The organism is Micromonospora sp. NPDC126480, assembly GCF_040302465.1.
In the GTDB taxonomy this organism is placed as follows: Bacteria; Actinomycetota; Actinomycetes; order Mycobacteriales; family Micromonosporaceae; genus Micromonospora.
This window is the reverse complement of sequence record NZ_JBEORU010000022.1, coordinates 43,474-54,651: the sequence shown is the minus strand read 5'-3', so window position 1 is coordinate 54,651 and position 11,178 is coordinate 43,474. Positions and strand designations below refer to the sequence as shown.

Sequence of the window (11,178 nt, the reverse complement as noted above, 5' to 3'; positions counted from 1 at the left end):
CATGGCGGGTTTCGGGGAGCCGGGCATCGACACCGTCGACGCCGCCGGCCTGACGGTCGGTGTGGTCGCGGCCCGCTGGCACGGCGACCTCACCGACCACATGCTCGACCGGGCGGTCGCCGCCGCCGAGGCGTGCGGCGCCCGCGCCGTGGTGGCCCGGGTGGCCGGCTCGGTGGAGCTGCCGGTGGTGGCCCAGGCCCTCGCGCGCCGGTGCGACGTCGTGGTCGCGCTCGGCGTCGTGGTCCGGGGCGCCACCGCCCACTTCGACTACGTCTGCCGCTCGGTCACCGACGGCCTCACCCGGGTCGCGCTCGACGAGGGCAAGCCGGTCGCGCACGGCGTGCTCACGGTCGACACCATCGAGCAGGCCCGGGACCGGGCCGGGCTGCCCGGCTCGGCCGAGGACAAGGGCTGGGCCGCCACGGTCGCCGCGCTCGACGCCGCCCTGGCCGTCCGGGCGGTGGCCGCCACGTCGGCCCAGCGTGTCGGCTTCGGCGGCTGACAGCTCGACAGCAGGTCAGCCGTCCGTCGCCCGGGGGATCCGACGCGGCCACCGGCGCCGGTGCCGGTACGCCGCCGGCGAGCCCGGCGGCGCCGCCGACCCGGAGCGAGCCGGCGGCGGGGCGGGCTGGAAGAATCACCTTCCGTGAAGACGTTCGAGGAGTTGTTCGCCGAGCTGCAGGCCAAGGCCGCCGCCGGCACCCCGGGCTCGGGCACGGTCGCCGCGCTCGAGAAGGGGGTGCACTTCATCGGCAAGAAGGTCGTCGAGGAGGCGGCCGAGTCGTGGATGGCCGCCGAGCACGAGGGGCCGGAGCGGACCGCCGAGGAGATCTCCCAGCTGCTCTACCAGGTGCAGGTGCTGATGCTCGCCACCGGTCTCGAGCTGAAGGACGTCTACCGACATCTCTGAGTGCATCCCCGCCCTGATCCTGACCGATCACTCAAGGAGCACTCCGTCATGCTGCGTGTCGCCGTACCCAACAAGGGCGCCCTGGCCGAGTCGGCCGCCCAGATGCTGCGCGAGGCGGGCTACCGCCAGCGCACCGACCCGAAGGACCTGGTCTGCCGGGACGAACCCAACGACATCGAGTTCTTCTACCTGCGCCCGAAGGACATCGCCACCTACGTCGGCTCCGGTGACCTCGACGTCGGCATCACCGGCCGCGACCTGCTGATCGACTCCGGCGCGCCCGCCGAGGAGGTGGTCGACCTGGCCTTCGGCCGGGCCACCTTCCGGTTCGCCGCCCGTCCGGAGGACGTCGACTCCGTGCAGGAGCTGGGCGGGCGCCGGATCGCCACCGCGTACCCGGGCCTGGTCGAGCGGCGCCTCGGCGAGCTGGGCGTCAAGGCCGACGTGATCCGCCTGGACGGCGCGGTGGAGAACGCGATCCGCCTCGGCGTCGCCGACGTGGTCGCCGACGTGGTGGAGACCGGCGCGACGCTGCGGCAGGCCGGCCTGGTGGTGTTCGGCGAGCCGCTGCTGCGCTCGTCGGCCGTGCTCGTCCGCCGGGCCGGCGCGCCCTCCCACCCGCAGTGCGAGCAGTTGCTGCGCCGCCTGCACGGGGTGCTCGTCGCCCGCCGCTACGTGATGCTCGCCTACGACGTCCCGGCCGGCCTGCTGGACCGGGCCAGCTCGCTGACCCCGGGCATCGAGTCGCCGACCGTCTCCCCGCTGCACCGGGAGGGCTGGGTGGCCGTGCAGGCGATGGTGCTGCGCGAGGACGTGCACCGGATCATGGATGAGCTGTACGAGCTCGGGGCCCGGGCGATCCTCGTCACGAACATCCACGCCTGCCGGCTGTGACCGCAGCCGGGCACGGGGGCGGCCCGCCCGCCGGGCCGGGCGACGCGGACCACCGGGCGGGGGCCGGCGCCGCGGTCCCGGGTGCCGTGGTCCGGGCGGACGGCGGAGCCCCGCGGGTACCCGCGCCGCGTCGGGCGTGGCCGCCGCGCCCGTCCCTGCCGCCGTGGGTCGCGCTGCTGCTGGTCACGGCCGGTGGTGTCGCGTCGGCCGCCCAGGGCGCGGTCAACGCCGAACTGGGTGAGCGGGCCGGCGATCCGACCCTGGCGGCGATCGTCAACAACCTCGGCGGCTGCCTGCTCGTCACGGGCGCCCTGCTCACGATGCGCGGTCTGCGCGCCGACCTGCGCCGGCTGCGCCGGGCCGGACTGCCCTGGTGGGCGTACCTGGGCGGGCTCGGCGGGGCCGCGATCGTCGTGCTCGGCGCGTACGTCGTCCCGGTCGTCGGGGTGGCGGTGTTCACGATCGCCCAGGTCGCCGGCGGCAGCGTGGGCGGGCTGGCGGTGGACCGTGCCGGCCTCGCGCCGGTCGGGCGGCTCGCGCTCACCGGCCCCCGCCTGGCCGGCGCGGCGCTCGGCGTGGGCGCGGTGACGCTGGCCCAGCTCGGCCAGCCGGTCGGTGAGCTGGCCCTCGGCATGGTCCTGCTGGCCGTCGCGGGCGGCGTGGCGGTGGCGCTCCAGTCGGCGCTCAACGGCCGGGTCTCGGCCGCCAGCTCGGCCGGCGCCGGGGTGGCCGTCAACTTCGCCGTGAGCACGCCCGCCGTGCTGCTCGCCGCGGCGGTGGCCGGTGCGCTGACCGGTCCGGCGCCGACCTGGCCGGACGCCTGGTACCTCTACACGGGTGGCCTGCTGGGCGTGGGCATCGTGGCCAGCCTGGTGATCGGCGTACGGGTGGTGGGCGTGCTGCGTACCGGCCTGCTCCTGGTCGCCGGGCAGCTCGCCGGCGCGCTGGTGCTCGACGCGCTCCTGCCGGGCGGTGCCGGGCTCCGGCTGCCGGTGCTCGCCGGGGCTCTGCTGACGCTGGCCGCCGCGCTGGTCGCCGGCCGGGACGCGCGGCGAGGCCCGAGGCTCCGATGATCGTTTGATGCGGTGCCGGTCTTTCGGGCCGCCGGCGACCGGTCCAGCATCATCCGATCATCGAGCCGGCACGTGTGGCCGGTGGCGCGGTCGCGTGTGGCGGGCGCGGGGCGGCCGGGGGCGGGTGGCAGACTGGTGGGGTGAGCGAAACCGAGTCCATCCGCATCCGGCCCCGTCGCATCCGGCTGGTCTGCTGGGGGTCGGCGGCCGCGCTGCTTGTGATGTTCAGCGTGCTCGCCACGTCGCTGAGCGGGTCGACCGGCAGCGGCTACGGCACGTTCCAGCGCGGCGACCAGATCGCCATGGTCGGCCTCGGCGTGTTCGGCGCGCTCGCCTTCCTGCTCTTCACCCGCCCGAAGGTGGAGGCCGACGGGCACGGTGTGCGGGTGCAGAACGTGGTCGGCTCGTACCAGTTGCCCTGGGAGGTCGTCCGGGGCGTCCGGTTCGACCGGGGCGCACCCTGGGCCAGCCTGGAGCTGCACGACGACGACCTGGTGCCGATGGTGGCCCTGCAGGCCGCCGACAAGGAGCTGGCGGTCGAGGGGGTCCGCGCGCTGCGCCGGCTGCACCAGGCCCACCAGGCCCGTCTCGCCGAGGGCGCCGCCGGCCGCTGACGCCCGCACGGGCCGCCGCTGGGCAAGATCGGGTGCCCGGTTTGGGGGAGACGCGACCGGCGGTGTAGTGTTGTCGAGTCGACCAGGCTGCCCGCGTGTGTCAGTTGCTAGTGAGGATCGCGGGTGGTCTTGAAAGCGGAGCGCCTGCTCCCACCCGAGTCGCCGCGAGGTGGCCGGGTCCGGTCACCGGTTCCGGGCACGTCCCGGTGCCGGATGCGCGACCATGTTGTCGTGCCGACCGGTCGAGCGGGCCCTGGCATGCGCCGGGGCCTTCTGCTTTCCGGGTCGGCTCCCACCCGGGAGCCGCGGGGTCGGCCACGCAGGAACACTCGACTCGAGGAGGCCCCATCAGCGTCGAACCACGCGTGAACGAGCAGATCCGGGCACGTGAGGTCCGACTGGTCGGCCCTGAAGGTGAGCAGGTGGGCATCGTCCCGCTGGAGCGCGCCCTTCAGCTGGCCGCGGACGTCGACCTGGACCTGGTCGAGGTTGCGCCGATGGCGCGCCCGCCGGTGTGCAAGCTCATGGACTTCGGCAAGTTCAAGTACGAGAGCGCACTGAAGGCGCGCGAAGCGCGGCGTAACCAGCAGCAGACCGTCATCAAGGAGATGAAGCTCCGGCCGAAGATCGACCCGCACGACTACGAGACCAAGAAGGGTCACGTGGTGCGGTTCCTCAAGGCCGGCGACAAGGTCAAGGTGACGATCATGTTCCGCGGTCGGGAGCAGAGCCGCCCGGAGCTGGGCTACCGGCTCCTGCGCCGGCTCGAGTCCGAGATCTCGGAGCTGGGGTACGTCGAGGCCGCGCCGAAGCAGGACGGCCGAAACATGATCATGGTGCTCGCGCCGCACCGCGCCACCAAGGCGGCCGCCACGGCGGCCCGCGGCGGCGCGCTACCGCGGGGCGAGCGGGAGTCCGGCGCCCCCGAGACGGCGCCGCCGGTCGAGCCGACCGGGCCCGCCGGGACAACCGGCGAGTAACAGGGGAGAAGACGTTCCACATGCCGAAGATGAAGAGCCACACCGGGATGGGCAAGCGCGTCCGGCTGACCGGTAAGGGCAAGGTCGTGAAGCAGCAGGCCGGCCTGCGCCACAACCTGGAGAAGAAGCCGTCCACCCGGACCCGCCGGCTGACCGGCGTCGTCGTCGCCGCCAAGGCCGACGTCAAGCGCATCAAGAAGCTGCTCGGCCGCTGACGCGCGCCACCTGAACCGAAGAAGGAGTTGAGATGGCACGCGTCAAGCGGGCTGTGAACGCCCAGAAGAAGCGCCGTACCCTGCTGGAGACCGCGAGCGGCTACCGCGGTCAGCGCTCCCGCCTGTACCGCAAGGCCAAGGAGCAGGTGCTGCACTCGATGCAGTACGCCTACCGGGACCGCCGCGACCGCAAGGGCGACTTCCGGCAGCTGTGGATCCAGCGGATCAACGCGGGCGCCCGCGCCAACGGGCTCACCTACAACCGCCTGATCCAGGGCCTCAAGCTGGCCGGCATCGAAGTCGACCGGAAGATCCTGGCCGACCTGGCCGTCAACGACGCCGCCGCGTTCGCGGCGATCGTCGAGCTGGCCCGCGCCGCCGTCGCGGAGCACGGCACCGGTGGCGCCCCGGCTCAGGCCGCCTGATCCACCCACGGCAGATCGAGGCGTCTCCCATGCAGTCACCACCGCAGGGGAGGCGCCTCGACGCCGTCGCGGGGCCGTTCACCCCGCGTACGCCCCGGGTCGTCGCCGCCCGCCGGCTGCAGCGCCGCCGGGACCGCGACGCCGCCGGCCGGTTCCTGGCCGAGGGGCCGCAGGCGGTCCGCGAGGCCCTCGCCCGGCCGCGCACGGTCCTGGAGCTCTTCGGCACGCCGGCCGCCCTCGACCGGTACGCGGACCTCGCCGCGCAGGCGGCCACCGACGACGTCGAAGTCTCCGAGGTCACCGACGAGGCGCTCGCCGCGCTGGCCGAGACCGTCGCCCCGCAGGGCCTGGTCGCCGTCTGCCGGCACCTCGACGTCCCACTGGACACCGCCCTCGGGCGGGGGCCCCGGCTGGTCGCGGTGCTCGCCGGCATCCGTGACCCGGGCAACGCCGGTACCGTCCTGCGCACCGCCGACGCGGCCGGCGCGCAGGCGGTGGTCTTCGCCGGCGAGGCCGTCGACCCCTACAACGGCAAGGCGGTGCGGGCCTCCGCCGGCAGCCTCTTCCACGTCGACGTGGTGCGCGCGCCGGATCCGCTCCAGGTGGTCGCCGCGCTGCGGGCCGCCGGGCTCACCGTCCTGGCCACCACCGGGTACGGCACGGACGACCTGGACGACCTCGCCGACGCGGGGCGGTTGGTCGCCCCGACGGCCTGGGTGTTCGGGTCGGAGGCGCACGGGCTGCCCGACGAGCTGACCGCCGCCGCCGACGCGCGGGTCCGGGTGCCGCTGCACGGGCGCGCCGAGAGCCTGAACCTGGCTGCGGCGGCGGCGGTGTGCCTGTACGCTTCAGCGAGAGCGCAGCGCCGGCCGTCGACCGGCCGCGCGGCCGAGACAGCAGGGGAGAACGTCCGTCCATGAACGCGCCACGGCGTTCGTTTAGCCAGCCCGCCGGTGTCGGCGGGCGGCGAGCCTGACCTGCTCTCCGCACAACTCCCACCGGCGGGCTGCGGCACAGCCGCGCGTCCGTAGACTCGCTTCGCCGCCTGACGAGGGCCGGCGCCGCCGTGAGGGAGTGCCCGTACGCCATGACCTACCGCAACGATCCGTACGACCCGAAGCAGGTCGCCCTGCTCGACCCGGCCGCACTGGCCGAGGCCGTCGCCGCCGCCGATAAGGCGTTCGCCGACGCCGCCGACCCGGACGCGCTGACCGCGCTGCGCCCCGCGCACCTCGGCGACCGGGCCCCGGTCTCGCTGGCCCGCCGCGAGATCGGCGCGTTGCCGCCGGCCGCCAAGGCCGACGCCGGCAAGCGGGTCAACGAGACCCGCCGGGCGATCGAGAGCGCCTACGCCGCCCGGGCCGAGGTGCTGGAGCGCGAGCAGGCCGAGCGGATGCTCGTCGAGGAGCGGGTGGACGTCACCCTGCCGTACGACCGGCGCCCGGCGGGTGCCCGCCACCCGGTCAGCACGCTCATGGAGCAGATCACCGACCTGTTCGTCGGGATGGGCTACGAGGTGGCCGAGGGGCCCGAGGTCGAGCTGGAGTGGACCAACTTCGACGCGCTGAACATCCCGCCGGACCACCCGGCGCGCGGGCTTATGGACACCTTCCACGTGGCGTCCGCCGACGGCTCGGCGGGTTCGGGCCTTGTCCTACGCACGCACACCTCGCCGGTGCAGGCGCGCACGATGCTGACCCGGAAGCCGCCGATCTACGTGATCTGCCCGGGCCGGGTCTACCGCACCGACGAGCTGGACGCCACGCACGCGCCGGTGTTCCACCAGGTCGAGGGCCTCGTCGTCGACAAGGGCATCACGATGGCCCACCTGCGGGGCACCCTCGACCACTTCGCCCGGGCGATGTTCGGGCCGGGCGCGAAGACGCGGTTCCGTCCGCACTACTTCCCGTTCACCGAGCCGTCGGCGGAGTTCGACGTGTGGTTCCCGGAGCACCGCAGGGGCCCGCAGTGGGTCGAGTGGGGCGGCTGCGGCATGGTGAACCCGCGGGTGCTGCGGGCGTGCGGCATCGACCCCGAGGTCTACTCCGGATTCGCCTTCGGCATGGGTATCGACCGGACCGTCATGTTCCGGCACGGCGTCGGTGACATGCGGGACATGGTCGAGGGCGACGTCCGGTTCACCCGGGCGTTCGGGTACGGATCGTGAGCTGGCTGCGAGTTACGGAGACGGTGGTCTGAGTCATGCGAGTTTCTGTCAGCTGGCTGCGCGAGCACGTCGACCTGCCGGCGCACCTGCCGCCGGCCGACCTGGAGCGGGCGCTCGTCGAGCTGGGCATCGAGGTCGAGTCCATCGTGGACCTGGCCGCGACGGTCGCCGGATCGCTTGTGGTCGGTGAGGTACGCGAGATCGAGGAGCTGACCGGCTTCAAGAAGCCGATCCGGTTCTGCCGGGTCGACGTGGGCGACGCCAACGGCACCGGCGAGCTCCAGGAGATCGTCTGCGGGGCCCGCAACTTCGCGGTCGGCGACCGGGTCGTGGTGATCCTCCCCGGCGGCGTGCTCCCCGGGAACTTCGCCATCGGCGCGCGCAGGACGTACGGGCGCAACTCCAACGGCATGATCTGCTCGGCGAAGGAGCTGGGCCTGGGTGACGACCACTCGGGCATCATCGTGCTGCCGGAGTCGAGCCCGGCCAAGCCCGGCGACGACGCCCGCCCGGTCGTGGGCCTGGACGACGTCGTGGTCGAGGTGGAGCTGACCCCGGACCGGGGCTACCAGATGTCGGTACGCGGGATCGCCCGCGAACTTGCCCACGCCCTCGGGGTGCCGTTCCGCGACCCCGGCCTGGTGCCCGCGCCGGGAGCCACCGAGCGGCCCGCGTACCCGGTCGAGGTGCGTGACCCGGTCGGGTGCGACCGTTTCGCCGCCCGGATGGTGCGCGGCGTCGACCCGACGGCGCCCTCGCCGGCCTGGATGGTGCAGCGGCTCACCACCGCCGGCATCCGCAGCATCTCGCTGCCGGTCGACATCACCAACTACGTGATGCTGGAGCTGGGCCAGCCGATGCACGCGTTCGACGCGGACCGGATCGCCGGCCCGCTGGTGGTGCGCCGGGCCGAGCCGGGGGAGAAGCTGACCACCCTGGACGGTGTGGTCCGCACGCTGGCCGCCGAGGACATGGTGATCTGCGACGACAGCGGGCCCGTCTCGCTGGCCGCCGTGATGGGCGGGGAGACCAGCGAGGTGGTCGAGGGCACCACAAACGTGCTCTTCGAGGCCGCCCACTGGGACCCGGTGATGGTCGGGCGGACCGCGCGCCGGCACAAGCTGTTCAGCGAGGCCGCGAAGCGTTGGGAGCGGGGCGTGGACCCGGCCCTGCCGCTGGTCGCCATCGAGCGGGCGGTCCGGCTGCTGGTGGAGCACGGCGGCGGGACGGTCGGGGAGGAGATCCTCGACATCGATCACGTGCGGCCGCGTACCCCGGTGACCATGCCCGCCGACCTGCCGTCCCGGCGGGTCGGGGTGGTGTACCCGCCGGCCCGCGTGGTCGCGCTGCTTCAGGAGGTCGGCTGCTCGGTCGCCACCGGCGCCGACCGGCTCGCCGAGGACCCGGGCGAGGTGGCTGTCGCCGCCGGCGGGACCGAGGCGCTCACCGTCACCCCGCCGACCTGGCGGCCCGACCTTACCGACCCGGCCGACCTGGTCGAGGAGGTGGTCCGCCTCGACGGGTACGACCGGGTGCCGTCGGTGCTGCCGGTCGCGCCCGCCGGCCGTGGCCTGACCTGGCAGCAGCGGCGCCGCCGGGCGGTGGCCCGGGCGCTCGCCGACCAGGGGTACGTCGAGGTGCTCTCGCAGCCGTTCGTGGCCGTCGAGCTGGCCGACCTGCTCGGCCTGCCGGCCGACGACGCGCGGCGGCGGGCGGTGCGGCTGGCCAACCCGCTGTCGGAGGAGGAGCCGCTGCTGCGTACCACGCTGCTCGGTCCGCTGCTCGGCGTGCTCAAGCGCAACCTGGGCCGCGGCCAGCGGGATCTCGCCCTGTACGAGATCGGCTCGGTCTTCCACCCGCGCCCGGGCGCCGGCGTCCCGCCGTCGATGGGTGTGGCGCACCGGCCGTCGGACGCCGAGTTCGCCGCCGCCGACGCGGTCCTGCCGGACCAGCCGCGGCACGTCGCCGTGGTGCTCGCCGGCGAGGTCGAGCAGACCGGCTGGTGGGGTCCGGGCCGCGCGGCGGGCTGGATGGACGCGGTCGAGGCGGCCCGCACGGTCCTCGCCGTCGCCGGGGTTCCCGACGACCGGGTGACGGTGCGCGCGGCCGAGCACGCCCCCTGGCATCCGGGGCGGTGCGCGCAGCTGTTGGTCGACGACACGGTCGTCGGGCACGCGGGCGAGCTGCACCCGGCGGTGGTCGCCGCGCTGGAGCTGCCCCGGCGTACCGCCGCGATGGAGCTGGACCTGGACGCGGTGCCGCCGGCCCCGATGCGGCAGGCGCCGGCCGTCTCGTCGTTCCCGCCCGCGCTCATCGACGTGGCCCTGGTCGTGGACGCCTCGGTGCCGGCGGCGGACGTGCAGGCGGCGCTGGTGGAGGGCGCGGGCGAGCTGCTCGAATCGGTGCGGCTGTTCGACGTGTACGCCTCCGAGCAGCTCGGGGCGGGTCGCCGGTCGCTGGCGTACAAGCTGACGTTCCGGGCGCCGGACCGCACCCTGACCGTGGAGGAGGCGGTGGCCGCCCGTGACGCCGCGGTCGCCCGCGCCGCCGACCGCTACAACGCCGTCCTCCGCGGCGCATGAAAGGAAGGGCCCCTTCTTAACGCCTCCGGTAGAGGAAGGGACCCCTGTTAACACACCGGACGAGAGGCCCGTGCCGCAACCGCGGTACGGGCCTCGTCGCGCGTAGCGCGCGTGATCCCCGGCACATCCTCATCCTCATGCAAATGATTGCATGAACATGCAGGGTGCTGTTACGCTCTCTGCATAGTCATGCGGAGGTGAGTATGGGGATCCGGGTCGCGGTCGCCGGGGCCAGCGGCTACGCCGGGGGCGAGCTGCTGCGCCTGGTCGCCGGGCACCCCGAGTTCGACCTGGTCGTCGCCACCGCGCACAGCCAGGCCGGGCACCGGCTCGACGTCGTACACCCGCAGCTCACCGGGCTGGACCTGGTGTTCGCCGAGACCGACCCGGCGGCGCTGGCCGACGCGGACCTGGTCTTCCTGGCCCTGCCGCACGGGCAGTCGGCGGCGCTCGCCGCCCAGCTGCCGCCCGAGGTGCGCATCGTCGACCTCGGCGCCGACTACCGGCTCGCCGACCCGTACGACTGGGCCAACTACTACGGGGGCACCCACGCCGGACCGTGGACCTACGGCCTGCCGGAGCTGCCGGGCCAGCGCGAGCTCATCGCCGGCTCGACCCGGGTGGCGAACACCGGCTGCTACGCCGCGACGATCATCCTGGCGCTCGCCCCGCTGATCGCCGCCGGCGCGGCCCGGCCCGAGGACGTGGTGGTGGTGGCCGCCTCCGGCACCTCCGGCGCCGGTCGCGTCGCCAAGCCGCACCTGCTCGCCAGCGAGGTCATGGGCGACCTGTCGCCGTACCGGGTCGGCGCGCACCAGCACGTCCCGGAGATCAAGCAGGCCACCGGCGCCACCAGCCTGTCGTTCACCCCGGTGCTGGCGCCGATGCCGCGCGGCATCCTCGCCACGGTGACCGCCGTGCCGGCGCGGGGCGTCGACCCGCAGGCGGTGCTCGCCGAGGCGTACGCGGACGCGCCGTTCGTGCACGTGCTGCGGGAGGGGCAGTGGCCGCACACGGCCGCCACCGTCGGCTCCAACTCGTGCCACCTGCAGGCCACCGTCGACGTCGACTCGCGCCGGTTGATCGTGGTGAGCGCGCTGGACAACCTCGGCAAGGGCGCGGCCGGTCAGGCCGTGCAGAACGCCAACATCATGCTCGGCCTGCCGGAGACGACGGGCCTGTCGGTCTGGGGGACCGCCCCGTGAGCGCGAGGAGCGCAGCGAAGCGGAGCCCCGCAGTCGCGAACGAAAGGCGGGCTCTGTGAGCGCGAGGAGTGCAGCGAAGCGGAGCCCCGCAGTCGCGAACGAAAGGCGAACTC

12 protein-coding genes are annotated in these 11,178 nt (G+C 74.4%); all 12 read left to right on the top strand.

Going from position 1 to position 11,178, the window contains the following annotated elements; all coding sequences use genetic code 11:
- The first annotated feature begins 1 nt into the window (after nt 1).
- On the top strand, nt 2-502 hold the full coding sequence (gene ribH, locus ABTW87_RS20440; RefSeq protein WP_350652419.1) for a 6,7-dimethyl-8-ribityllumazine synthase: 501 nt from the start codon (nt 2-4) through the stop codon (nt 500-502).
- Between the two features lie 144 nt (nt 503-646).
- Nucleotides 647-910, top strand: coding sequence for a phosphoribosyl-ATP diphosphatase (locus ABTW87_RS20435; RefSeq protein ID WP_502891619.1), 264 nt, complete (start codon nt 647-649; stop codon nt 908-910).
- 48 nt (nt 911-958) lie between these two features.
- Nucleotides 959-1,804 (top strand): ATP phosphoribosyltransferase, encoded by an 846-nt coding sequence (gene hisG / locus ABTW87_RS20430; protein WP_350652418.1) that lies wholly within the window; start codon nt 959-961, stop codon nt 1,802-1,804.
- On the top strand, nt 1,801-2,877 hold the full coding sequence (locus ABTW87_RS20425) for a DMT family transporter (RefSeq protein ID WP_350652417.1): 1,077 nt from the start codon (nt 1,801-1,803) through the stop codon (nt 2,875-2,877). Before hisG ends, ABTW87_RS20425 begins: the two co-directional genes overlap by 4 nt.
- Nucleotides 2,878-3,017: 140 nt before the next feature.
- On the top strand, nt 3,018-3,491 hold the full coding sequence (locus ABTW87_RS20420) for a PH domain-containing protein (protein ID WP_350652416.1): 474 nt from the start codon (nt 3,018-3,020) through the stop codon (nt 3,489-3,491).
- A gap of 365 nt (nt 3,492-3,856) precedes the next feature.
- Nucleotides 3,857-4,471 (top strand): translation initiation factor IF-3, encoded by a 615-nt coding sequence (infC, locus tag ABTW87_RS20415; RefSeq protein WP_350652415.1) that lies wholly within the window; start codon nt 3,857-3,859, stop codon nt 4,469-4,471.
- A gap of 20 nt (nt 4,472-4,491) precedes the next feature.
- Complete coding sequence (gene rpmI / locus ABTW87_RS20410) at nt 4,492-4,686, top strand: 50S ribosomal protein L35 (protein WP_350652414.1); 195 nt, start codon at nt 4,492-4,494, stop codon at nt 4,684-4,686.
- 32 nt (nt 4,687-4,718) lie between these two features.
- The gene (gene rplT / locus ABTW87_RS20405; RefSeq protein WP_350652413.1) at nt 4,719-5,111 is read left to right on the top strand and encodes a 50S ribosomal protein L20; all 393 of its coding nucleotides are present in this window, start codon (nt 4,719-4,721) and stop codon (nt 5,109-5,111) included.
- Nucleotides 5,112-5,140: 29 nt separating this feature from the next.
- On the top strand, nt 5,141-6,031 hold the full coding sequence (locus tag ABTW87_RS20400; RefSeq protein ID WP_350652412.1) for a TrmH family RNA methyltransferase: 891 nt from the start codon (nt 5,141-5,143) through the stop codon (nt 6,029-6,031).
- 167 nt (nt 6,032-6,198) lie between these two features.
- Nucleotides 6,199-7,278, top strand: a complete 1,080-nt coding sequence (gene pheS / locus ABTW87_RS20395; RefSeq protein WP_350652411.1) for a phenylalanine--tRNA ligase subunit alpha — start codon at nt 6,199-6,201, stop codon at nt 7,276-7,278.
- A 35-nt stretch (nt 7,279-7,313) separates the two neighbouring features.
- Nucleotides 7,314-9,860 (top strand): phenylalanine--tRNA ligase subunit beta, encoded by a 2,547-nt coding sequence (gene pheT, locus ABTW87_RS20390; RefSeq protein WP_350652410.1) that lies wholly within the window; start codon nt 7,314-7,316, stop codon nt 9,858-9,860.
- 203 nt (nt 9,861-10,063) lie between these two features.
- Nucleotides 10,064-11,065 carry an N-acetyl-gamma-glutamyl-phosphate reductase gene (gene argC, locus ABTW87_RS20385; RefSeq protein ID WP_350652470.1) on the top strand — a complete coding sequence of 334 codons (1,002 nt, stop codon included), beginning with the start codon at nt 10,064-10,066 and terminating at the stop codon, nt 11,063-11,065.
- Nucleotides 11,066-11,178 lie beyond the last annotated feature (113 nt).